Source organism: Thermodesulfovibrio sp. Kuro-1 (assembly GCF_006538445.1).
Lineage (GTDB): Bacteria > Nitrospirota > Thermodesulfovibrionia > Thermodesulfovibrionales > Thermodesulfovibrionaceae > Thermodesulfovibrio > Thermodesulfovibrio yellowstonii.
On sequence record NZ_BJKS01000004.1, the window covers coordinates 246,793 to 269,754 of the forward strand.

Below are 22,962 nucleotides of genomic sequence, written 5' to 3' on the forward strand. Positions count from 1 at the left end.
GAAAATTTTCTTTCTGATATTTTCAAAAAACATGGACATTTCTTACCACGAAAAAATTAGTAAAACCTGTGAACTCATAAAAAAATCAACATACTCTGTTGCCTTTACTGGCGCAGGAATTTCTACAGAATCTGGAATACCTGATTTTCGCAGTCCGAATGGTTTATGGCAAAGATTTAGAATCGTAACTTATCAGGAATTTATCATTGATAGAAAAGCAAGAAATGAATTTTGGAAAATGAAAAGAGAACTGATTCAGGAAATTATCAATGCAAAACCAAATAATGCTCATAATGCGCTCGCAGAGCTTGAAAAAAGAGGGCTTCTCAAATATGTAATAACTCAGAATATTGACGGACTTCATCAGATGGCTGGTAATAAAAGTGTTATTGAACTTCACGGAAATCAGAGAGGATATATATGCCTTGATTGCGAAAAAGTTTATCCTCTTGAGGAAGTTCTGAAAATGCTCAAAGAACAGGAACTTGATTTAAGATGCGAAGTTTGTGGAGGTATTATAAAACCAACAATTGTATTTTTCGGAGAACCTATGCCTGAAAAAGAACTCCTTATGGCTCAACAAATTGCAAATAAATGTGATATCATGTTTGTTATCGGCACATCTCTTCAGGTTGAACCCGCAGCCTCAATTCCAAGAATTGCTTATCAAAATGGTGCGAAACTTATTTTCATCAACAAAGTCCAGACAGAGTGGGACTGGATCGCAGAAATTATATTTTATGACAGTGCTGGAAAAGTTTTGAAAGATATCTTGGATGTAATAAAATCAGAAAAATTTTAATGGCAAGTCTGTTTTTAGTGATAATTATCATCTGATTTTTATTAAAAATTTTTTAAATTGGAAAAAAATTTTTTTTATTTATATTGCCAATTTTGGTATATAATAGCTTATGGAAAAAACAAAAATATATGAAATTGAAGAAAAATGCACAATAAGACAAAAGTTTGGTAAATGTCTAATTCCTTTCAGATTAGCTCTTTTTTGCATGGATTGTTTTGCTATTCATATTCAAGATAAATGTCCAAATTGTCTTTCTAATAATTCAGTAAGACTAATAGAGTTATTTTTATCAGAACCTGACCCCTCTGATGAAAGAATCAGAGAGGTTATTAGAAAGAAATTCCTTGAACTTTAAATCTCTTGGAAATTAAAGAATTTTTAGCTTTTAAACAAATTTTGTTAAAAACTCTGTTAATCTTTCTGAAAAGCTACGATAAATACGGAAAAATTTATTGTTTGCCTAAAATTAGTGCATCTTAATTTTTTTATACCATATTGAATGTCTTTGTTTTACATATTCTTCATCAACCCATCCTGTGAACATACTTTTTAGCAGTGGCCAGTTTGATTTAAATAAAATAACTGTTGCAACATGAACAAAAAATGCAATTATAAATAAAAAACCTGTTAGAGTATGAACCAATGTATTAATTGATTCTAACCCTGGAGAAAGCACAATCCATTCAAGATTTTTAAGAACTTTTATAATACCTGTAACTGTCAAAATCAAAACTATCAAGCCAATTCCAACATAAGCAATTCTTTGCTCGGGCAGATATTTGTCTGATGGAGGTTCTTTACCAATTCCAATCATTGCTAATAGCACTTTAATGCTTTGAGACAAATCACCCTTTTTAGGCAAGAGAGCGAAATCTTTTCTTAATCCATGATAAAAAACATGAAAAATTACACCTGCTACAAACACTATTGAAGCAATATAATGAATCAATGTGACATTATAAAAATCACCAGTCCATGCAAATCCAGGCAAATCAGTTATATAATATCTCTTGTAAAGAGGAAGGCAACCAAGCCCAGTAAAAAGTAAAATTATTCCAGACAAGGCTATACTCCAGTGTTCAATAATTTCAATTATGCTATGTCTTTTTATTTTATTTCTCATTGGTTTCATCCTCCTTTTTAGTTTTTCTGGAAGAAAGAGCTCCTATAAAAGCTGCAGCCATTGAAATAAATCCTGAAGCTAAAACCAATTTTCCAATTGGATTGAATTTTGATTCTATTTTATTTTCAACCTTTACAGGCATTTGAAATTTTTCTTTTTTTTCTTTTAAAACTTTTTCTATTGCTTCAAAAGGAATTTTTGAAATATAAAGCGTTGATGTTCCTCCATTTTGTTTATCTCCATAAATATAAAGTCCTTCTTCTTGAGCTTTTCTGTATGCAAGTTCATAAATAGCTTTTCTTTCACCAAAACTGAAAACCGCATTTTCTTTAAGTCGGTCTCTACATGCTGTAACGCAGGCAGGCTCCTCGCCTTTTCTGATTTTATCTTTACAAAGGTCACATTTATACATAACCCCACCTCCAGCATACTTAGGAAGAATTTGTAAATATATACCAACACCTGCTTGTCTCTGAGGAATATGCCATGGACAGACATCTCTACATTTAGCACCACCAAAGCAGATTTTATCATTTATCACAGAATTACCCTCAGGCTGCTTGGTTAAAGCACCAAAGGGACATTCTCTCACACATGGAGGATTATCGCAATGCATACACCTTCTTGGAATATTAATCTCTTGCCCATCAACATTGAGTTTTTGAACAAAAATCCAGTTATAGGGAGTCAAGGTATCAATTTTATTTTTTTTGTCTGACCAGTCTTCATAGGTTTTTCTTGGCCAATAAGGCTGAATAGGCTTTTTGGGTTCTGGGAATCTATCTTTATTGTATTCTCTACATGCTTTTACACATCTTGGGATAGGCTCATCTTTACAACCATCGCATTTAGTAAGGTCAACTAATGTCGCATACTTACCTTCAACTGCCTCTGCATTATTTCCCAATAACAAAGATGCGCCTATAGCTGATGATAATGCTAAAAATCCTCTTCTTGAAATCTCCATTTTTCTTCCTCCCTCAGCAAACTGCTGATTATCTTACCCTTCAACCGCCTGTATGAACATAAGGACTGCATGTCGTAGCATTGCTCGTAAATAGAGAAATTAATCTTTCAGTTTCACTACTTCCACAATCAGGACATTTTTCAGACTTATCTCTTTCACTTACAGGTTTTAAAACTTGAAAAGTTGTTTTACATCTTTTACATTTATATTCATATAAAGGCATAGACAACACCTCCTTACATAGAAGATATATAGGTTTTTATAACTTTTTCTACTTCCTTTTCGAGATTTTCAACAGAATCTGCTTTACGCATTAAACAGTCATTAAGATAATACATCACAATCAAAAAACCAGCACTCTTTAATGCTCCATTAATTGAAGCAAACTGGGTTATAATCTCTTCACAGGCTCGCCCACTTTCTATCATCCTTTGAAGTCCCCTAATCTGCCCTTCAATTCTTCTGAATCTTTGAATAAGCTTTGTCTTATCTTTTTCCATTATACCTAACCCCCCTATTATTTTATTTTTATAATAAAATAGAGTATATAATCATTGTCAAGCATCAAGGTATATTTTGTCTTGCCTATTAATTTTTTTTATGCTAAAATAAACTTGCTCATGGAAGATCACAAATTAAAAGTATTCTGTACAGTAGCTGAAACAAAAAGTTTTTCTAAAACTTCAGAAATTATTCATCTTACGCAGCCTGCAGTGAGTCTTCAAATTCAGGCACTGGAAGAATTATATGAAACCAAACTATTTGACCGTTCCTCAGGCAGTATTACGCTAACCCCAGCAGGTGAGATACTCTACAAATATGCTAAACAAATTCTAACAATGTATGCTGAAGCAGCAAAAGAAATAAGTAAAATAACAGGATTAATAAAAGGATGTGTAAAAATCGGAGCAGGAACAACTGTTGGTAACTATATTCTGCCTGCTGTAGCTGTTGATTTCAAAAAAAGACACCCCAAAATTAGAGTAAGCGTTTCTATAGGTAATGCAAAAAAAATTCTTGAAATGCTTAATTCAAGCATGATAGATTTTGGAATTATTTCTGAAATGCCTGGAAAAAGCAAATTTATCGTGGACTCCATTATATCAGATGAGCTATGCGTGATTTGCTCTGCGGATCATCCTCTTAATAATCAAAAGTCTGTTTCATTGTATGATGTTGTGAAAGAACCATTTGTAATAAGAGAGGAAGGTTCAAGCACAAGAGTTATAATTGAAAAATTTTTAGCAGAACACGGACTTAGCGTTTCTGATTTACATATATCACTTATTCTTGGAAGTACTGGCTCCATTAAAGAAGCAGTTGAAAGAGGCATTGGACTTTCTATAGTATCCAAATGGGCTATTCGTAAAGAAGTATCATGTGGAAATTTAAGAATTCTTAAGCTTAAAGAAGGTAAGATAACAAGAGATTTTTATATTATTTTACCGAAGAATACAATTCTTTCTCCTGCCGTTGAAGAGTTTATAACGTATCTTAAAAATTATCCTTATTCAGATTTGATTTTATAAAGGATCACCAACCTTATGAAGTCTTACCACATTTCTGTTTCCTAAAAAAGGCGAACTCGCTACAAATACAACTGCATCACCATCTTTAACAAGATTTAATTTTTTCAGTTCTGTTTCAGTTTCTTTTAAAAATAAATTGTCTATCATATCAATTTTTTTAGATATGTGCATAGGGATAACAGCCCATAAAAGTGAGAGTCTTCTGTATACTTTTTCATCAGGAGTAAATGCTACTACAGGCATAAAAGGTCTCAGTTTAGAAATAAGCAATGCTGAAAATCCTGAGTAAGTAAAAACAACAATAGCTTTTGCTTCTATATCCTGAGCTACTCTAACAGCTCCCGAGGCAATAGCTTCAGGAAAATATTTACTAACTTTAAATGCAGTAGCAATTTTATCTGAAAAACTTTCTTCTGTAAAACTTATAATTGAACTCATTGTTTTAACTGATTCAACAGGATATTTTCCGCTGGCTGTCTCTGCAGAAAGCATAAGCGCATCTGTTCCGTCAAGAACCGCATTTGCAACATCACTTGCTTCTGCTCTGGTTGGTCTTGAATGTTCTGTCATTGATTCAAGCATCTGTGTTGCTGTTATAACAATCTTTTTCCTTTGATTTGCAATATCTATAAGCATCTTTTGATAAAAGGGAACTTCTTCAGCAGGAAGTTCAACGCCAAGATCTCCTCTGGCTACCATTATTCCATCAGTGACATCAAGAATTTCATGAATTTTTTTGAGCGCCTCTCTTTTTTCTATCTTAGCAATTACAGGAGGTAGAACAATATTTTTTTCATTTGCCCATTCTTTAATTAATTCAATATCATCTGCATTTCTTACAAAGGATACAGCAACATAGTCCACATCCATTTTAATTCCGAAAAGAAGATCAGATTTATCTTTTTCTGTAAAAGAACTTATAGAAGTTCTTGTAAATGGAAGATTTATACCTTTTCTGGATTTAAGAATCCCTCCTTCTATGACTTGTCCAATTAATCTATCTTGAAGTTTATCAATTACTTTAATTTTCAAAATTCCATCATCTATTAGAATATCTTCTCCAGGCTCTACATCTTCTATCAGGGATGGATAAGAAATAAAGATTCTATTTGTGTTTGAAACTTCGTTGCCAGAATAAATTTCTACTATCATTCCATCATTTAAGTGAATTTCTTCATTTTCCACATCACTTATTCTAATTTTAACTCCCTGAAGGTCTTGTAAGATAGCTATTGATTTTTTAATGTTTTTTGCTTCTTCTCGGATTGTTTTTATAATATTTTCAAACCATTCATAATTACCATGTGAAAAATTGAGTCTTGCTACATCCATTCCGCTTTCTATCATCCTGCGAATTATTTCTCTGTTTTCGGAAGAAGGACCTATTGTACAGACAATCTTGGCTTTTTTCATCTATCCTCCATTTAAAATACCTCAAACCCTGTTTCTGTTTTCCTGATTCTCAAATGTTTTTCCCATCCAGGTAACTTTTCTTTATAATCAGTTCTATAATGTGCTCCAACACTGTTTTTCCTTGCTAAAGCAGCCTCTGTAATTAATAATCCAACTGTAGTCATATTTTTAAGTTCTATAGCCAGCGGATCAATGAAAAATCTTTCAGTCACTTTTTCATAAATTGAAGTAATTTTAGTTCTGGCTATACCAAGAGATTCACCACATCTTATTACCCCTGCTTTTTCCCACATTGTCTGTCTTAATTCTTCTCTCATTTTGTTTATTTCAGAATGTTCTATATACTGCTTGTCAGGTTCAAGGGTAGAAACATGGAATAATGTATTATCAAACTGACTTCCTTCAACATACTCAATTGCTCCATGAGCTGCTCTATATCCATAAACAAGTCCTTCAAGTAGGCTATTACTTGCAAGCCTATTTGCTCCATGAACTCCTGTGCAGGCTACCTCACCTGCAGCAAATAATCCTTCAATATTTGTTTTCCCATTAATATCTGTTTCAACTCCTCCCATTATAAAATGGGCTGCTGGAGAAACAGGAATCGGCTGCTTTGTTATATCAAAATTGAACCTCAAACATGTTGAATATATTGTGGGAAATCTATTTTTTAAAAAGTTTTCATCAAGATGTGTCATATCAAGATACACATGTGTTGAATTGGTTTTTACCATTTCAGATATTATAGACCTTGAAACAACATCTCTCGGCGCAAGCTCTCCGAGCGGATGATAATTTTTCATAAATTCTTCTCCGTGAATATTTTTCAAACGAGCTCCTTCACCACGCATTGCTTCACTTAAGAGAAAAGCCGGGATGCCAGGTGCATAAAGTGCTGTAGGATGAAATTGAACAAACTCCATATCTTTTAAATAGATACCCATCCTAAAAGCCATTGCCATTCCATCTCCTGTGCATACTTTTGGATTGGTTGTTCGTGAATAAATCTGTCCAGCCCCGCCTGTTGCCAGAATAGTTGCCTTTGAAAAACATTTTATAATCTCTTTTCCTTTTAAAAGGAATGCCCCAATACATTTACCTTCTTTAACTATCAAATCAACTGCCATTGTAAAGGAAGCTTTTTTAACATTTTTTAATGTAGATACTTTATTTATCAAAACTCTTTCTATCTCTCTTCCTGTTGAATCTCCATGAGCATGGAGAATTCTTTTTCTTGAATGGGCAGCCTCTAAGGTAAAGGCAAGCTTAGAGCCTTCTTTATCAAACTCAGCTCCCCAGTTAATAAGCTCTATAATTCTTTCAGGACCTTCACTTACAAGAACTTTTACAGCTTCTTCGTTACATAACCCATCTCCAGCCTTGATAGTATCTTCAAAATGAATACCTATCTCATCTTCATCACTTAAAGCAACTGCCACCCCGCCTTGAGCATATTCAGTTGAGCTTTCTGTAGGTAAATCCTTTGTTACGACAAGAACCCTACCCTTTATACCAAGTTCAATTGCTGCACGAAGTCCAGCAACACCGCTTCCAATAATAAGATAATCCGTATAAATTTTTTCAGACATATTAGTCCTCAAAAGTTATTTTCATGACTTCATCCACTGACGTAATTCCTTGTATAATTTTGTTAATTCCACTCTGTCTCAATGTTATCATTCCAAGTTTTACTGCTTCTTTTTTTATCTCTGTTGCAGGCGCACCTGTTAAGATAAGCTCTTTTATTTCCTCTTTTATAGGCATAACTTCGTATAAAGCAATTCTTCCTGAATATCCTGTATTATTACATTCAGGACAACCCTGAGGACTGTAAATTTTAATTTGTTCTGTCAAGTCTTCAGGAAAGCCAATTTTTATAAGATTTTCTTTTGAGTATTTTTCTTCTTTTTTGCAATGGGAACAGAGTTTTCTTACAAGTCTTTGAGCTATAATTAGAATTAAAGAAGAAGATATCAAAAAAGGTTCTATTCCCATATTTATAAGCCTTGTTATTGTACTTGCAGCATCATTTGTATGCAGCGTGCTCAGAACAAGGTGTCCTGTAAGTGCTGCTTTTACAGCTATTTCCGCAGTTTCAAAATCTCTTATTTCTCCAACCATTATAATATCAGGGTCTTGTCTGAGGAATGCTCTTAGAGCAGAAGCAAAAGTAAGTCCTATATCTTCCTTTACCTGAACCTGATTAATTCCCGGAAAGCTGTATTCAACAGGATCTTCAACAGTCATTATATTAACACCAGGTTTGTTTAGTTTCATCAAAGCTGAATAAAGGGTTGTTGTTTTCCCAGAACCTGTAGGACCTGTAACAAGTATCATTCCATAAGGTTTTGCAAGGGCTTCGCTAAAAAATTTCAATGAGATTTCTTCAAATCCTAATTTTGTTAAATCAAGTTGCAAAGAACTTTTTTCAAGAACTCTTAAAACAACTTTTTCTCCATAAATAATGGGAAGAGTTGATACTCTGAAGTCAACCTCTTTACCAGAAATTTTTAACTTGATTCTTCCATCCTGCGGTAGTCTTCTTTCTGAGATGTCAAGATGAGCCATTATTTTGAACCTTGTAATTAAAGAACTTTTTATCTGAAGCGGAAGATTTAAACTGTTGTGAAGAACCCCGTCTATTCTATATCTCACATTAACTCCTTTTTCATAAGGTTCAATGTGAATATCACTTGCTCTCATTTTTAAAGCATCTATAATTATCTTATTAGCCAGCTTTATAATGGGAGCTTCTACTTTGACACTATCTTCTTTTGCCTCAATATACTCTGAAGGAACAGCATCAACAAGAGCGCTCTCTACAAGCTCTGCAACGGTTTCTGTTGTTTGAGTATTGTTTCCAATTGATATAAACTTATCTATTACTTTTAGAATTTCAGAGTCTTTTGTAAGATATATTTTTAGATTAAATCCTGTTAATAAAAATTTTATATAGTCAACGACTGTATTTAAGGGTTCACATATCGCTACTTTTATAGTATTGCCTGTTTTAGCAAATGGAACAATTTTATATTTTTTTATAACCTCTTCTGGGATTAATTTAAAAGCATTTATATCAATCTCTGTTTGGGATAAACTAATTAATGGATAACCGTATATATCACTCAATGCATAAACAAGTTGATCTTCAGTAATATATCCTAATTTTATTAGAGCAGCACCAATTCTTATCCCTTCAGATTTTTGAAGTTTTAAAGCATTAAGGAGTTGCCCTTCTGTAATCACTCCTTTTTTGACTAAATACTGTCCTAAGGAAGTTATTCCAACAATTCCCATTTACATTCTGATTTTAAGAAAATCCAATAAGTTTTTCACTTCTTCCACCTTTGAAAATGCCATTATATGAACACCATCACAAAGCTTTCTTTCCATCAAATTTAAAATTATTGAGCCTGCAAAATCAACTCCAAATTTTTCAACATCTTCATCATTTAATCTTTCTATCTTGTCTATTAACCAGCTTGGCATAACAACACCAGGCACTTTGCTGGCAAGATAGTGTAACATTTTTTTAGTTCTTATAAGAACTATACCAGCAATAACTTTTGTATTAAATTTTTTTGAGTAATCTATAAATCTTTCAAGTTTTTCAATCTCAAATATCATCTGGGTTTGAAAAAATTCTGCTCCCATTTTGAGTTTCTGTTCAAATCTTTTTAGTTGGGGCATTAACGGTTCTGCATTAGGATTTACTACAGCACCACAAAAAAACTCAGTCTTTCCATTCAGTTTGTTTCCATTTATATCCAATCCACTGTTGAGATTACCCACCAATTTAACAAGTATAGAAGAGTCTATATCATATACAGGTTTTGCTTCCCTATGGTCTCCCCATACAGGATGGTCTCCTGTCATAACTAAAAGATTTCTTATACCAAGAGCATGAGCGCCTAAAAGGTCTGATTGTATTGCAAGTCTATTTCTGTCCCTACAAGCCATCTGAAGCACAGGTTCAAAACCTATATCCATTGAAAGCTTACAGGCTGCCAGAGAACATAAACGCATTCTTGCTGAAGGATTGTCAGTGAAATTTACCGCATCAACCATTGTTTTTAGTTCTTCCAACTTTTTTACCATTCCCGTTATATCAGGTCCTTTTGGTGGAGTAATCTCTACAGTAATTACAAAATCTCCACTCATTAATCTCTTTCTAAGATTGCTCAACTTTATTTCTCCTTAAATTCTCTTGGTGAATTAGACTTGGACCAATCCTTAGGTCCTAAAATCTCTTCATAGAATTTTTCAACAAATCCTCTTTTTTCCAGTATTTCATAGGCAACTATCCATGCACATTTTCTTAAGGGATTAACTTCACATTTACCTTCTTTATATCCACCGCATGGACCATTAAGCATTGATTTTGGACATAGAGTTACAATACAAACACCTGTAATCGCAAGAAAACATTCGCCACAGGCACGACATTTTTCTTCAAACTCTCTAAAGCGACGCATATTGCCGATAAAAAGAGTGTCATTTAGGGGGATAACAGGCTTTTCCTTGAAAAATTCTGTAATAGTTTGAGTTCCTGCACCACATGAAAGAACCATAATACATTGAGCTTCATTTAAGGCTTCTTTGTATTCAACGAGCTCTCTTCTTGTCCCCAGTATCTGGCAACCTGTTTTTGCAATCATCCATCCGGTTACTTTTTTACTCTGACTTTCAAGCCATTCTTTCAAATTCAATATAGCATCTTCATCTCCTGTGCCACATAAAGTAGCACATTCAGAACACCCAATAAGAAAAAAGCTGTTAAAATTTTCAACAAAATTTTCAATCTCTTTTAAGTCTTTCTTTTTAGTTATAATCATTTAACTACTCTCTTCTGAAGCTTGGCTGCATAAATAGCATTTTCCATTAACATAGCTATTGTCATTGGTCCAACTCCTCCTGGAACAGGTGTTATGTAAGAAGCTTTTTCTTTCACATCATCAAAATTAACATCTCCAACAACTTTACCTGAAGCTGTAACGTTTATTCCGATGTCTATAACAACTGCACCTTTTTTTATCATATTAGAGGTAATAAATTTTTCTCTTCCTATGGCAACACATAAAATATCAGCTTTTTTTGTTATATCTTGAAGATTAATGGTTTTGCTATGACACATTGTCACAGTAGCATTTCTTTTCAAAAGCAGTAAAGAAAGAGGTTTGCCAACAATAATACTCCTTCCTATAACAACCGCTTGTTTACCTTCTAAGTTGATTTTATACTCATCAAGCATACGAATAATACCTTTTGGAGTACAAGGTATAAACAATGGACTATCAATTAGGAGTCTTCCAAGACAAAATGGAGTAAAACCATCAACATCTTTGAAAGGATTTATCCTTTCTAAAACCTTATTTTGATTTAAATGTTTGGGTAGAGGAAGCTGTATAAGAATACCATTAACCTGAGAATTTTCATTTAATTCATCAATGAGTTTTATTAAACTCGTTTCTTCTGTATTTTCAGGAAGTTTGAAAACCAAACTCTGAATATCTAATTCCTTACAGGTTTTTTCTTTAAAGGATACATATTTTTGACTGGATTTATTTTCACCAACAAGCACAACAGCCAGACATGGATTAATTCCTTGATTTTTTAAATCCTGAACTTCTTTTTTTAATTCTTCCTTAATTTTTAAAGCAAGGCTTTTACCATCAAGAATTTCTGCACTCATTTATTTATCCCTTCTATTAATTAGTTCCAGTGCTTCCTGTCTTGTTGTCTGACTTTTTCTGAATATGCCTCTAACAGCTGAAGTAATTGTTTTAGCGTCCGGTTTTTTTATGCCTCTCATACTCATACACAGGTGTTCTGCTTCAATAACAACCATACATCCCTTAGGCTTTAACTTTTCCATTAACAAATTAGCCAATTGGCTTGTCAATCTTTCCTGAACCTGAGGTCTTTTGGAAAGATAATCAAGAGCCTTAGGAAGCTCACTTAGCCCTACAATTCTTCCGTCAGGAATATAGGCAATATGAGCATTCCCGAAGAATGGCAAAAGATGATGTTCACAAACAGAATAAAAGGGAATATCTTTTATTAAAACCATTTCATCATGGGTTTCTCCTTCAATGCTTTTTAGTAAATCCTCGTCTGGTGGGAGTAATCCTCTAAAAATCTCTTCAAACATTCTGGCAATACGAATAGGCGTATCTTTAATTCCAGGTCTTTCAACATCCTCTCCTATACCCTCTAAAATTAATCTTACTCCTTCCTCAATCTTTTTTCTGTCAAACACAGCTTATCATCCTTTCATCAGTAATTATTAAATCAAGCCTTTTATCATGAGGCTCTATAGGAATTTCATCTATTATTTGCTCTTCATAAGCTAATCCTACAGCTACGCCTTTTTTATTTTCAAGAACTCTATCGTAATAACCGCCTCCATAGCCAATTCTGAAACATTTATAGTCAAAAGCAATGCCTGGAACAGCTATAACATCTATTTCCTCAATGAAAGCTTTTACTCCATTTTTTGGTTCAAAAATAGATTTATATCCAGGAAAAAGATCTTCCTTATCTTTCACCCAATAAAGCTCTAACTGAGTACCCATTACCTTTGGAAAGGCTGTTTTTATTGAATTTTCAAGACAAAACTGGAAAATTCTCCAAGTATCTACCTCACTTCCAAAAGATGCATAAAGCAGAACTGATTTAATATTGTTTTTTAAAAGCAAACTAATAAAAGTCTCAGTTATCTTTTCATCCTTCTGATTTTTTACTTCTTTTTTTATATTGTTTCTTATTTGAAGCATTTTCTCCCTTATATTTTTTTTATTCATAAAAAACATTTTTCTTATGTAGTCTGAGACTGTTCAAAAACTTGTAATTTATAAAAAGCAGTAAATTACATCTACTTTTCAATTATTTCTAAAGGACTACCAGCATAAAAATCAACATTTCAAATTATACCATTAACTTAAATATTTATGGTATTATAAAGCTTTATGGAAGAAAAGGAAATAATAAAACTTTCAGAAAAACTCTTTATTCCTACTTACTCAAGATACCCATTGGTGTTGAGAAAAGGACGTGGCGTAAAGGTATGGGATATAAATGGCAAGGAATATCTTGATTTTCTTGCAGGAATTGCAGTTAATGTTCTTGGACACTGCCCAAGAAAAGTAGTAATGGCAGTCCAGAAACAGGTGCAAAGACTCATTCACGTATCAAACCTTTACTATACTGAGCCCCAACTTGCTCTTGCACAAATATTGATAAAAAATTCCTTTGCAGATAGAGTATTTTTCTGCAATTCAGGGACAGAAGCAAACGAAGGCGCACTAAAACTTGCAAGAATATATATGAAAAACAAATATGGTAAAGAGCGATATGAGTTTATTTCTGCCTATAATTCCTTTCATGGCAGAACATTCGGAAGCCTTAGTGTAACTGGGCAGGAAAAGTATCATCACGGCTTTGAGCCTCTTTTAAAGGGAATAAAATTTGTTCCATTTAATGATCCCGATGCTATTGCTAATGCTATAACTGAAAAAACCTGTGCAGTTATTCTTGAACCTATTCAAGCAGAGGGAGGCATAAATGTTCCTGATAAAAACTATCTACCCAAGGTAAGAGAAATCTGCGACAAAAAGGGTATTCTTCTAATTCTTGATGAAGTTCAAACAGGCATAGGCAGAACAGGAAAACTCTTTGCTTATGAACATTTTGGGATTGAACCGGACATTATGACTCTTGCAAAAGGACTTGGTGGTGGAATTCCAATCGGAGCCATACTTACAAAGGAAGAAATTGCCAGCGCATTTACTTCAAAAACCCATGCCTCAACCTTTGGTGGAAATCCTGTTGCCTGTGCATCTGCTGTAGCAACACTTGAAACAGTGCTTGAAGATGGCTATTTACTTGACTATTGTCAGAGAATGTCCAAATATTTTATGAAGAAACTAAATTCAATAAAAGATAAATATCCTGAAAAAATAAAAGAAATAAGAGGAATGGGACTTCTCATAGGAGTAGAACTAACATTTAGTGCAACAGAAATAGTTAAAAAATGTATGGAAAAGGGACTGCTTATCGGCACAGCAGGAGATGGTTCTGTGATTAGATTCACACCTCCTTTAATTATTGAAAAAGAAAACATAGATGAAGCAATATCAATAGTTGATAAAGCTCTGAAGGAGGTATCAGTTTGAAAAGAGATTACCTGAGAGTATTTGATTTTGATAAACAGGAATTCCTTTTCCTAATAAAAAGAGCTATAGAACTTAAGTCAAATAAAGATTATTTAAAATATCCTCTCGTTGGCAAATGTGTAGGTATGATTTTTGAAAAACCTTCAACAAGAACAAGAGTTTCCTTTGAAGTGGCTATTTATCAGCTTGGTGGACATCCTGTTTATTTAAGCCAAAGAGAATTACAACTTTCAAGGGGAGAAACAGTAAAAGACACTGCTCAGGTTCTGTCACGCTACTTAAATGCTGTTGTAATAAGAACCTTTTCTCATAGTATAATTGAAGAATTTGCAAAATGGTCAGATGTTCCTGTTATAAATGCTCTCACTGATAGCCATCATCCTTGTCAGGCTATGGCAGACATGATGACTATCTTTGAGAAAAAGGGCTATCTTGAAGGAATTAAAATTGCCTATATCGGAGATGGCAATAATGTAGCAAACTCTCTTATTGAAGCCTCTGCCTTAACAGGAGCTAAAATCAATATAGCTACTCCTCAGGGATTTGAACCTCTTGAAGAATCAGTAGAAAAAGCAAAAAATATGACGGAAATAAATCTTTTTAATGATCCCTATGAAGCAGCATTGGATGCTGATGTTATATACACAGATGTCTGGCTCAGCATGGGAGAGGAACAACATACTGAGAAAAAAGAAAAATTCAAAAACTTTCAGATAAATTCAATTTTATTAAAAAAAGCAAAAAAAGATGCTATAGTCATGCACTGTCTGCCTGCCCACAGAGGGGAGGAAATCACTGATGAAGTGCTTGACGGACCTCAAAGCGTGGTATTAGACCAGGCAGAAAATAGACTCCATACAGAAAAAGCAATTCTTGAGTTTTTGCTGAATTTGTAGGAATATTCCTACAATAATGTAAGAATATTCTGATTTACAACTTCCTTTAAATCATGCATAATTTATTAAAAATTTTATAAAAAGGAGGTTAAAGCTATGCCTTGGACAATGGATATTAATCCGTTGGGTAGTCTTGCCTTAAGTGCCTTAGTTGCGGCAGTGCCTATTCTTTATCTTTTCTGGGCACTCGCCTATAAAAGAATGAAAGGGCACTGGGCAGCAATTTCTGCGGTTGCGATTGCTGTTCTTATTTCTATTATTGCCTATGGAATGCCTGTTAATCTTTCAGTTCTTTCAATTTTTAATGGATTTCTTTTTGGTCTATGGCCTGTCTGCTGGATAGTTGTAACTGCTGTTTATATTTACAACCTGTCTGTTGAAACAAAACAGTTTGAAATTATTAAAAACTCTCTTGCTGCAATCTCTGATGACAGAAGAGTTCAAGCAGTAATTATTGCTTATTCTTTTGGTGCATTTCTTGAAGGTGCAGCAGGATTCGGCACTCCTGTTGCAATTTCAGCAGCAATGCTTGCAGGATTAGGTTTCAATCCAATTTATGCTGCAGGTATCTGTCTTATTGCAAACACAGCGCCTGTTGCCTTTGGTGCAATCGGAATTCCAATAGTTGTTGCTGCAGGAGTCTCTGGAGTGGATATGATGGCAATAAGTAAGATGGTTGGTAGACAACTTCCTTTCTTCAGTATAATTGTTCCTTTTTATATGGCTGTTGTAATGGCTGGATGGAAAAAAGCTGTTGAAATCTGGCCTATACTTCTTGTAAGTGGAGGTTCCTTTGCATTAACTCAGTTTTTAGTATCCAACTACATTGGTCCTTATTTGCCAGACATTCTGTCAGCTATTGTTTCAATAATTGCAACAGTAATATTTGCTAAAATATGGCATCCTAAGGAATCATGGACATTTGAACATGAAGCAGCTGCTGTAGGAAGAGCAAAGCTTGAGTTTACTGCAGGACAGGTATTTAGAGCATGGGCACCTTTTATTCTTCTTTCAATTTTTGTTGCTGCATGGGGAGTAAAGCCAGTAAAAGCTGCACTTGATCAAATTGCTACATTGAAATTCCCAATTGCAGGACTTGATAAAGCAGTTATAGATCATCTTGGTAAACCAAAAGCCGCAGTATATGCCTTTAATATCCTTTCAGCAGCAGGAACAGCAATTCTTTTTGCAGGTATTCTTTCAATCCCTGTCATGGGAGCATCAATTGGAACTGCTTTAAGAGTCGCAGGAAAAACACTTAATCAACTTAAATGGCCTATAGTAACAATTGGAACAATTCTTGGATTTGCTTATCTTTACAACTTCTCTGGTATGGCAATTACTCTTGGATATGCTTTCGCATCCACCGGAATTATCTTTCCATTCTTTGCAGCATTCCTCGGTTGGCTCGGAGTTTTCATGACTGGTTCAGATACATCTTCTAATGCACTTTTTGGAAAGCTTCAGGAAGTTACAGCCCGTCAAATTGGAATAGACCCTGTGCTTACAGTGGCAACAAACTCTTCTGGTGGTGTTTTTGGAAAAATGATTTCTCCTCAGTCAATCGCTGTTGCAACAGCAGCTACTGGATATGTAGGACATGAAGGAGATATCTTCAGATTCACCCTTAAACATTCTATTATCCTTACATTTATAATGGGAGTACTTGCAATGCTTCAGGCTTATGTATTTACATGGATGATTCCTCAATGGGAACAGGTTGTTCAAGCTGCTGTACAAGCGACAAAAGCAGCTGCTCCTGTTAATATTCAGGAAGGAATCAACTATCTTATTGCCACATTTGCAATTTCTCTATTCATAGTAATCCTATCCAGAATAATTGGTAAGGGAGCTGTAAAATGATTGATGGTAACTTCATAAATAAATGTAGGAATATTTTCGGCACAGAAAATGTTCTTACTGACAGGGCTGAGTTAATCACATACAGCTATGATGCCACCCCCGGGATTCCCCGTGAGATTCCCGGGGTGGTTGTTTTCCCTGAAAATACAAAGCAAATTCAGGAGCTAATTTTTCTTGCGAGACAGACAAAAACTCCGATATATCCAAGAGGAGCTGGAACATGCTTGAGTGGCGGTCCTGTACCCTTAAGCAAAGGTGTTGTTGTTTCCTTTCAAAAAATGAATAAAATAGTTGAGATAGACCCAGACAATCTCACAGCAACCGTGCAGCCAGGTGTGGTTATTGCTGACTTAAATGCAGCAGTTGCAAAATACGGACTAATATACCCACCTGATCCTGGTTCTATGGCAACAGCAACTGTTGGTGGTTCTGTTGCTGAAAACTCAGGTGGGCTAAGAGGCTTAAAATACGGAGTTACGAAACATTATATAATGGGAATGGAAGTTGTTATGCCTACAGGAGAAGTTTTCCGTTTTGGTGGCAAAACAGTTAAAAATGTCACTGCCTATGATTTTACTCATCTTTTTGTTGGTTCAGAAGGAACTCTCGGAATAATAACTGAGATAATCTGTAAGCTTATACCTGCTCCCAAACATCGTAAAGCAATGATTGCCTTCTTTGATAAACTTGAAGATGCTGGTAAAACTGTTACAGATATTGTTCGTAATCATGTCATACCTGCAACCCTTGAAATAATGGATAAAGTCACTATTCAAACGGTTGAAAACTATGCAAAAGTAGGACTTCCTACTGATGTGGAGGCACTTTTACTCATAGAAGTTGATGGAATGGGAAAAGACTCTGTTGAGTGGGAAGCAGAAAAATGTGTTGAGATTATAAAACAAAACAATGGTAAATATAAAATCGCTGAGACTGATGCTGAAAGAGACTCTCTATGGGCAGCAAGAAGAGCTGCTCTTCCAGCACTTGCTCAGGTAAAGCCTGCTACAGTTCTTGAAGATGCAACAGTGCCAAGAACAAAGATTGTTGATATGCTGATTGCCATCCAAAACATAGCTAAAAAATATAATCTCATGATTGGAACATTTGGACATGCAGGAGATGGTAATCTTCATCCAACCCTGTTAATTGATCCAATGGATAAAGAAGAAATGGAAAAAGTTCATAAAGCAGTAGATGAAATATTTGATTCAGCTCTTTCCTTAGGAGGAACTCTTTCAGGAGAGCATGGCATAGGTGTGGCAAAGTTAAAATATCTGAAAAATGAAATCGGACGTGCAGGAGTGGAAACAATGAGAAGGATAAAGCAGGCTCTTGACCCTGACAATATTTTAAACCCTGGCAAACTTGTTCCTATGGAGGATTAAGTTGGCAACAGTGATTTCAAAAACAGTATTTGATGATGTGGAAACTTTAAAAAAGGAATTAATTAGATGCATGAAATGCGGAAACTGCATGTCTGCATGCCCTATCTACAATGTAGAAAAAAAGGAATCCTCTGTTGCAAGAGGTAAAATTGCTTTGGGAGAAGCTGTTTTATCTGATGAAATTAATATAGATGATGAAACTCTTGTAAAACTTATTTTTAACTGTCTTGTCTGTAAATCCTGTATGCTCGCATGCCCTTCCGGAGTTCGCTATGATAGAATTATTCTTGGACTGAGAGCTGCAATAGCAAAGAAAAAGGGCATTCCATTTGTTAAAAAAGCCCTCTTCGGACTTCTAAAGAATCCAGAACTTTTTGACAAGGGGATGAAAGCCTTCGCAACAATGCAAGGACTATTTCTTAGGGAAGAAGGAGAGAAAAAAAGAACACCAAAAAGATTTCTCAAAGGAATAAGTCCAAGATTTGATGAACAATTTATTCTGCCGGAACTTTCTCGGGAAAGCTTTAGAGATAGAGTAAATGAGACTGTAGAGGCTAAATCTTCTCAAGCTACTGTAATATTCTTTACAGGTTGTTCTGTCAATTATCTATATCCAGAAGTTGGCGATGACTTACTCTATGTATTAAATAAAAATAATATCTCAGTTATAACTCCTAAAAAACAGAACTGCTGTGGAATGCCTGTAATGGTTCATGGAGATATTGATACAGCAAGAGAACTTGCAAGAAAAAACATTGATATCTTTGAACAAACCAATGCTCAATACATAGTCACTGTTTGTGGTTCCTGTGGAAGCGCCTTAAAACATGAATATCCCCTAATTCTTGAGGGAACAGAGCATGTAGAAAAGGCAAAAAAATGGGCTGAAAGAGTTTATGATATATCCACATTTCTTTTAAAAGTTATTAATCTTGAGCCACCAAAGGGAAAAGTTGAGCTTAAGGTTACATATCATGATTCCTGTCATCTTAAAAAATCCATGAAGGTATTTAATGAGCCAAGACAACTTCTTAAAATGATTCCTGGACTTACTCTCATAGAAATGAAAAAACCCGATGCCTGCTGTGGTAGTGGTGGAAGCTATCACCTAACTCATGCAGATACCTCTATTAAAATAGCAAAGGCAAAGGCTGAAGACATAAAAGCAACAGGAGCAGATACTGTTTGCACAGGCTGTCCCGCCTGCATGATGGAGATTTTTGAAAGCATGCACAGATTTGACGGACAATGTAATGTTACACATACTGTAAGTTTATTGGCACAATCTTATAAAGCTGAGGAGAAAGAAAATGTTTGAAAAATTTAAACAAAAGGCAGAAGCAATAAATGCAGAAGTACACTTTTTTAACAGTAAAGCAGAGGCACTTGAATTTATAAAGGATTTTATTAAACAAAATACTTCCAAAGCTATTTCTAAAGAGGTTGTATGGTGTGATTCAATCTTTCTTGAAGGAATAGATAAAGACGCACTGCAAAAAGAGTTGCCCCAGATTGAGTTTAATATAGACCTTAATTCTGCCTCTTCAGCCAAAATAGGTATAAATCAAGTTGATTTCGGCATTGCCGAAACTGGAAGTCTTGTTGAAATAGCTGAAATAATTTTTAAAAGACTCTGTTCCATTTTACCAGAAATTCATATAGCAATTCTTCCCATGAAAAAAATTTTACCTGATATAGAATCAGTAATGAAACAGGTAGATATAAAAAAGATTCCATATATGACAATAATAAGTGGACCAAGCCGAACAGCTGATATAGAAAGAGTTCTTACAATCGGAGTTCACGGACCAGAAAGGGTTATTATTCTTTGTGTGGATAATTTTTAGGAGGCTATAGATGATTAGAGAAGAAATTAAAAAAGCTTTACAGAATGCCAATCTTTCTGGAGCATTAACAAGATTTTCGGAAGCCTATGCTGTAAGCAGGCAGAAAGCCTATGAAGGACTTAATTTTGAAGAATTAAGAGAAAAGATTGCATCAATTAAATCCTATGTAGCTGAGCACCTTGATGAACTTATTCAAACTTTTATTAATTCAGCAACAGAAAATGGAGCAAAGGTTTTTTATACAAAAAGTCCTGATGAGGTAAGAAACTACATTATTGAACTTGCAAAGAAAAATAATGTAAAAAGCATTGTTAAATCTAAATCAATGGCAACAGAAGAAATTCATTTAAATAAATATCTCAAGGAACACGGCATTGAAGTTAATGAAACAGACCTTGGAGAATGGATAATTCAGCTCGCTGGGCAAAGGCCTTCACATATGGTGCTACCAGCAATACATTTAACAAGATATGATGTCTCAGATGTTTTTACGAAAAAAGTTGAACCTGTTGAACCAGACATTGCCAGAATGGTTAAGTTTGCAAGAAAACATTTAAGAAGAAAGTTTCTTGCAGCAGATATGGGTATTACAGGAGCAAATATAGCTATTGCAGAAACTGGAACACTTGTTATATTTACAAATGAAGGAAATGCCAGATTAACAATGGCATTACCCAAAATTCATGTTGCTGTTGTTGGAGTTGAAAAACTTGTTGCTAAGATGGAAGATATATTCCCAATTATAAAAGCTCTTCCAAGAAGCGCAACAGCCCAACTTATAACAAGTTATATATCTTTTGTAACGAAACCCTACAGGCATATAGATGGTTCTCAAAAAGAATTTCATATAATATTATTTGACAATAACCGCAGTGTAATAGCAAAAGACCCGATTTTTAAACAAAGCCTGCAATGCATCCGCTGTGCTTCATGTTTGAATGTATGTCCTGTATTCAGACTCATTGGTGGACATGTTTTTGGTAAAGTTTATACTGGAGGAATCGGAACTATTCTTACAGCATGGACAGAGGGGCTTAAAGCTTCAAAGGATATTCAAGGACTCTGTATTCAATGCGGAAACTGTGTCAGAGTATGTCCAGGTAAAATAGATATTCCTGAATTAATATTAGAGATAAGAAAAAGATTAGCCAAAGAAGAAGGACTTAATTTTAAAACTAAAGCAATATACTCTGTAGTAAACAACAGAAAACTTTTTCATTCAATTCTGAGAGCTGCTTCAAAACTTCAAAAGCCTTTTGAAAAACAAGGCTTTATAAGGCATCTGCCCTTCTTCCTTTCAGAATTAACAACTGAACGCAGCCTCCCAGCGATTGCAGATGTTCCATTCAGGGACAGATTTAAAAAAATTAAACAACCTAAATCTAACAAAAAAGCTGTCTTTTTTGCAGGCTGTCTTATTGATTTTGCTTATCCTGAAATAGGTGAAGCTCTTGTTAAACTACTTAATGCTGCAAACATAGAAGTGCTTTTCCCTGAAGAGCAAACATGCTGTGGCGCACCTGCAAGATACTCAGGAGTAATGGATGTAGCAGCTAATAACTCTAAGCAAAATATTGAAGCACTTCTTAGCGTTGATGCAGACTATATTGTCTCAGCATGTCCAACATGCACCGTAGCTCTTAAAAAACAGTTTGTTAAAGATTTAAAAGAACAAAACTATGGAGAGGACTTAATAAACTCAGCTCAAAGACTGGCAGAAAAAGTATTGGATGCTTCAGAATTAATCAATAAACTAATAAAGGAAGATAAAATTAAGTTTGATAAACTTCCTGAAACTGCATTTACTTATCATGATCCTTGCCATCTTATAAGAAGTCTTGGTATCTATAAAGAGCCAAGAGAAAGTCTTGAATCTTCAGGAATGAAACTTATTGAGATGTTTGAATCAGATACATGCTGTGGTATGGGCGGCTCTTACTCCCTGAAATTCCCAGAGATTTCAGGAAATATACTTAGAAGAAAGCTTGATAATATCATAAAAACTGAAACAAAACTTGTATGCACAGACTGTCCCGGGTGTGTAATGCAGATTAGAGGTGGAGTTGACAAGGAAGGACTCCCAATTGAAGTAAAACATTCCCTTCAAGTTCTTGCAGAGAGGCTTAAAAAATAAAATTAAAATACAAATTATACATATATAGACGACGGAGGGGGATATATGTTCACAAATCTTAGCATTGGTAAAAAACTTAGCATAGGATTTGGAATGTTCATTTTTCCTCTTGTATTTATTATAATTTTGATGGTATTACTTCTTATTCAAATTCAGTCATTCAAAGATTCTGACACTTTTCAAACAATCCGAACAATCTCCATTATAACTACTTCTATTGCTTTCTTTGGAATATTAACAGGATTTCCGATAGCCTTATCTATTTCAAAATCTATAAGAAAATCAGCAAAAGAACTTAAGTCAGTGCTTAATACCCTGAATAAAGGAGATTTCACAGTAGACATTAATGTATATACTAAAGACGAACTTGGTGAGGCATCCCAAACTTTACATGAAATTATTTTAAAACGAAGAAAATTTTTTGCTGACTCAAAACTCATATCTGACTCTCTTGCCTCCTCCTCTGAAGAACTTTCAGCAACAACAGAAGAAATATCAAGAAACCTCAAATCCCAGACAGAAAGAGCAAGCCAGATAGCCTCTGCAGCAGAAGAAATGAGCCAGACAGTAGTAGACATAGCAAAGAATGCATCAAACATAGCAGAAGTAAGTGTAACAACAGCCAGTGTTGCAAAAGAAGGCAAAGACATGACAATGAACACAGCACAAGAGATAAAAGTAATTGAGGGAGCAATAGGTAAACTTTCAGAAGTAATCAATGTATTAGGAGACCGTTCTCGTCAGATAGGAGAGATAGTCACAGTGATCAAAGACATAGCAGACCAGACAAATCTACTTGCATTGAATGCAGCAATAGAGGCAGCTC

Annotated in this window: 23 protein-coding genes; 11 read left to right on the plus strand and 12 right to left on the minus strand. The window is 34.7% G+C overall.

Features of this window, described 5'->3' with window-relative positions:
- The first annotated feature begins 31 nt into the window (after positions 1–31).
- Both FLY87_RS07215 and FLY87_RS07220 read left to right on the plus strand, forming a co-directional pair.
- On the plus strand, positions 32–802 hold the full coding sequence (locus FLY87_RS07215) for an NAD-dependent deacylase (protein ID WP_141266708.1): 771 nt from the start codon (positions 32–34) through the stop codon (positions 800–802).
- A gap of 109 nt (positions 803–911) precedes the next feature.
- A complete protein-coding gene (locus tag FLY87_RS07220; RefSeq protein WP_012546710.1) occupies positions 912–1,157 on the plus strand; it encodes a hypothetical protein in 246 nt (81 codons plus the stop codon).
- A 111-nt stretch (positions 1,158–1,268) separates the two neighbouring features.
- Here the strand turns inward: FLY87_RS07220 and FLY87_RS07225 are convergent, their stop codons facing one another.
- Genes FLY87_RS07225 through FLY87_RS07240 form a run of 4 tightly spaced genes read right to left on the minus strand, consistent with a single transcriptional unit; the run spans position 1,269 to position 3,392 of the window.
- Positions 1,269–1,925, minus strand: a complete 657-nt coding sequence (locus FLY87_RS07225) for a formate dehydrogenase subunit gamma (RefSeq protein WP_012546324.1) — start codon at positions 1,923–1,925, stop codon at positions 1,269–1,271.
- Positions 1,915–2,892, minus strand: coding sequence for a 4Fe-4S dicluster domain-containing protein (locus tag FLY87_RS07230; protein WP_141266710.1), 978 nt, complete (start codon positions 2,890–2,892; stop codon positions 1,915–1,917). Before FLY87_RS07230 ends, FLY87_RS07225 begins: the two co-directional genes overlap by 11 nt.
- Before the next feature lie 40 nt (positions 2,893–2,932).
- Positions 2,933–3,115, minus strand: a complete 183-nt coding sequence (locus tag FLY87_RS07235) for a zinc ribbon domain-containing protein (RefSeq protein WP_012545552.1) — start codon at positions 3,113–3,115, stop codon at positions 2,933–2,935.
- A 13-nt stretch (positions 3,116–3,128) separates the two neighbouring features.
- Complete coding sequence (locus FLY87_RS07240) at positions 3,129–3,392, minus strand: metal-sensitive transcriptional regulator (RefSeq protein ID WP_012546461.1); 264 nt, start codon at positions 3,390–3,392, stop codon at positions 3,129–3,131.
- 120 nt (positions 3,393–3,512) lie between these two features.
- On the opposite strand from FLY87_RS07240, the gene FLY87_RS07245 reads away from it, so the two are divergent.
- A complete protein-coding gene (locus FLY87_RS07245) occupies positions 3,513–4,421 on the plus strand; it encodes a selenium metabolism-associated LysR family transcriptional regulator (RefSeq protein ID WP_012545844.1) in 909 nt (302 codons plus the stop codon).
- Here FLY87_RS07245 and pyk read toward each other — a convergent pair.
- Genes pyk through FLY87_RS07285 form a run of 8 tightly spaced genes read right to left on the minus strand, consistent with a single transcriptional unit; the run spans position 4,416 to position 12,646 of the window.
- The gene (gene pyk, locus FLY87_RS07250) at positions 4,416–5,834 is read right to left on the minus strand and encodes a pyruvate kinase (protein ID WP_012546708.1); all 1,419 of its coding nucleotides are present in this window, start codon (positions 5,832–5,834) and stop codon (positions 4,416–4,418) included. The two genes, FLY87_RS07245 and pyk, sit on opposite strands and share 6 nt — an antisense overlap.
- A gap of 11 nt (positions 5,835–5,845) precedes the next feature.
- On the minus strand, positions 5,846–7,423 hold the full coding sequence (nadB, locus tag FLY87_RS07255; RefSeq protein ID WP_141266712.1) for an L-aspartate oxidase: 1,578 nt from the start codon (positions 7,421–7,423) through the stop codon (positions 5,846–5,848).
- A gap of 1 nt (position 7,424) precedes the next feature.
- Positions 7,425–9,131, minus strand: a complete 1,707-nt coding sequence (pilB, locus tag FLY87_RS07260; RefSeq protein ID WP_012546013.1) for a type IV-A pilus assembly ATPase PilB — start codon at positions 9,129–9,131, stop codon at positions 7,425–7,427.
- On the minus strand, positions 9,132–10,019 hold the full coding sequence (locus FLY87_RS07265) for a methylenetetrahydrofolate reductase (protein WP_012545211.1): 888 nt from the start codon (positions 10,017–10,019) through the stop codon (positions 9,132–9,134).
- A gap of 2 nt (positions 10,020–10,021) precedes the next feature.
- The gene (locus FLY87_RS07270) at positions 10,022–10,669 is read right to left on the minus strand and encodes a methylenetetrahydrofolate reductase C-terminal domain-containing protein (RefSeq protein WP_012546331.1); all 648 of its coding nucleotides are present in this window, start codon (positions 10,667–10,669) and stop codon (positions 10,022–10,024) included.
- The gene (gene folD, locus FLY87_RS07275; RefSeq protein ID WP_012545120.1) at positions 10,666–11,526 is read right to left on the minus strand and encodes a bifunctional methylenetetrahydrofolate dehydrogenase/methenyltetrahydrofolate cyclohydrolase FolD; all 861 of its coding nucleotides are present in this window, start codon (positions 11,524–11,526) and stop codon (positions 10,666–10,668) included. The genes FLY87_RS07270 and folD overlap by 4 nt, the downstream gene beginning before the upstream one ends.
- On the minus strand, positions 11,527–12,093 hold the full coding sequence (folE, locus tag FLY87_RS07280) for a GTP cyclohydrolase I FolE (RefSeq protein ID WP_012545785.1): 567 nt from the start codon (positions 12,091–12,093) through the stop codon (positions 11,527–11,529).
- Positions 12,086–12,646, minus strand: coding sequence for a 5-formyltetrahydrofolate cyclo-ligase (locus FLY87_RS07285; protein ID WP_307722232.1), 561 nt, complete (start codon positions 12,644–12,646; stop codon positions 12,086–12,088). The genes folE and FLY87_RS07285 overlap by 8 nt, the downstream gene beginning before the upstream one ends.
- A 156-nt stretch (positions 12,647–12,802) precedes the next feature.
- Here FLY87_RS07285 and FLY87_RS07290 point away from each other — a divergent pair, with 156 nt between their 5' ends.
- The 8 genes from FLY87_RS07290 to FLY87_RS07325 form a co-directional block, all read left to right on the plus strand.
- Positions 12,803–14,008, plus strand: a complete 1,206-nt coding sequence (locus tag FLY87_RS07290; RefSeq protein WP_012546465.1) for an acetylornithine transaminase — start codon at positions 12,803–12,805, stop codon at positions 14,006–14,008.
- Positions 14,005–14,904 (plus strand): ornithine carbamoyltransferase, encoded by a 900-nt coding sequence (gene argF / locus FLY87_RS07295; RefSeq protein ID WP_141266716.1) that lies wholly within the window; start codon positions 14,005–14,007, stop codon positions 14,902–14,904. The genes FLY87_RS07290 and argF overlap by 4 nt, the downstream gene beginning before the upstream one ends.
- Positions 14,905–15,000: 96 nt before the next feature.
- Positions 15,001–16,767 carry an L-lactate permease gene (locus FLY87_RS07300; RefSeq protein ID WP_028842618.1) on the plus strand — a complete coding sequence of 589 codons (1,767 nt, stop codon included), beginning with the start codon at positions 15,001–15,003 and terminating at the stop codon, positions 16,765–16,767.
- On the plus strand, positions 16,764–18,155 hold the full coding sequence (locus FLY87_RS07305; protein WP_141266718.1) for an FAD-binding oxidoreductase: 1,392 nt from the start codon (positions 16,764–16,766) through the stop codon (positions 18,153–18,155). The genes FLY87_RS07300 and FLY87_RS07305 overlap by 4 nt, the downstream gene beginning before the upstream one ends.
- A 10-nt stretch (positions 18,156–18,165) precedes the next feature.
- Complete coding sequence (locus FLY87_RS07310) at positions 18,166–19,473, plus strand: (Fe-S)-binding protein (protein WP_255446985.1); 1,308 nt, start codon at positions 18,166–18,168, stop codon at positions 19,471–19,473.
- Positions 19,466–20,002, plus strand: a complete 537-nt coding sequence (locus tag FLY87_RS07315) for a lactate utilization protein (RefSeq protein ID WP_141266722.1) — start codon at positions 19,466–19,468, stop codon at positions 20,000–20,002. The genes FLY87_RS07310 and FLY87_RS07315 overlap by 8 nt, the downstream gene beginning before the upstream one ends.
- 10 nt (positions 20,003–20,012) lie before the next feature.
- Entirely contained in the window at positions 20,013–22,136 is a 2,124-nt protein-coding gene (ldhH, locus tag FLY87_RS07320; protein WP_012545063.1) for an L-lactate dehydrogenase (quinone) large subunit LdhH, read from the plus strand.
- A 45-nt stretch (positions 22,137–22,181) separates the two neighbouring features.
- Positions 22,182–22,962 (plus strand): methyl-accepting chemotaxis protein (locus FLY87_RS07325; RefSeq protein ID WP_255446983.1); only part of this gene is annotated, 781 nt, incomplete at its 3' end.

Bases quoted from the DNA above. Each gene is read 5' to 3' on its own strand.
- pilB (WP_012546013.1), bottom strand. From the start codon at position 9,131: ATGGGAATTGTTGGAATAACTTCCTTAGGACAGTATTTAGTCAAAAAA.
- FLY87_RS07270 (WP_012546331.1), bottom strand. From the start codon at position 10,669: ATGATTATAACTAAAAAGAAAGACTTAAAAGAGATTGAAAATTTTGTT.
- FLY87_RS07230 (WP_141266710.1), bottom strand. From the start codon at position 2,892: ATGGAGATTTCAAGAAGAGGATTTTTAGCATTATCATCAGCTATAGGC.
- FLY87_RS07225 (WP_012546324.1), bottom strand. From the start codon at position 1,925: ATGAGAAATAAAATAAAAAGACATAGCATAATTGAAATTATTGAACAC.
- FLY87_RS07290 (WP_012546465.1), top strand. From the start codon at position 12,803: ATGGAAGAAAAGGAAATAATAAAACTTTCAGAAAAACTCTTTATTCCT.
- pyk (WP_012546708.1), bottom strand. From the start codon at position 5,834: ATGAAAAAAGCCAAGATTGTCTGTACAATAGGTCCTTCTTCCGAAAAC.
- FLY87_RS07285 (WP_307722232.1), bottom strand. From the start codon at position 12,646: ATGTTTTTTATGAATAAAAAAAATATAAGGGAGAAAATGCTTCAAATA.
- FLY87_RS07315 (WP_141266722.1), top strand. From the start codon at position 19,466: ATGTTTGAAAAATTTAAACAAAAGGCAGAAGCAATAAATGCAGAAGTA.
- FLY87_RS07220 (WP_012546710.1), top strand. From the start codon at position 912: ATGGAAAAAACAAAAATATATGAAATTGAAGAAAAATGCACAATAAGA.
- nadB (WP_141266712.1), bottom strand. From the start codon at position 7,423: ATGTCTGAAAAAATTTATACGGATTATCTTATTATTGGAAGCGGTGTT.
- FLY87_RS07305 (WP_141266718.1), top strand. From the start codon at position 16,764: ATGATTGATGGTAACTTCATAAATAAATGTAGGAATATTTTCGGCACA.
- ldhH (WP_012545063.1), top strand. From the start codon at position 20,013: ATGATTAGAGAAGAAATTAAAAAAGCTTTACAGAATGCCAATCTTTCT.
- FLY87_RS07240 (WP_012546461.1), bottom strand. From the start codon at position 3,392: ATGGAAAAAGATAAGACAAAGCTTATTCAAAGATTCAGAAGAATTGAA.
- FLY87_RS07235 (WP_012545552.1), bottom strand. From the start codon at position 3,115: ATGCCTTTATATGAATATAAATGTAAAAGATGTAAAACAACTTTTCAA.
- FLY87_RS07215 (WP_141266708.1), top strand. From the start codon at position 32: ATGGACATTTCTTACCACGAAAAAATTAGTAAAACCTGTGAACTCATA.
- FLY87_RS07245 (WP_012545844.1), top strand. From the start codon at position 3,513: ATGGAAGATCACAAATTAAAAGTATTCTGTACAGTAGCTGAAACAAAA.
- FLY87_RS07300 (WP_028842618.1), top strand. From the start codon at position 15,001: ATGCCTTGGACAATGGATATTAATCCGTTGGGTAGTCTTGCCTTAAGT.
- folD (WP_012545120.1), bottom strand. From the start codon at position 11,526: ATGAGTGCAGAAATTCTTGATGGTAAAAGCCTTGCTTTAAAAATTAAG.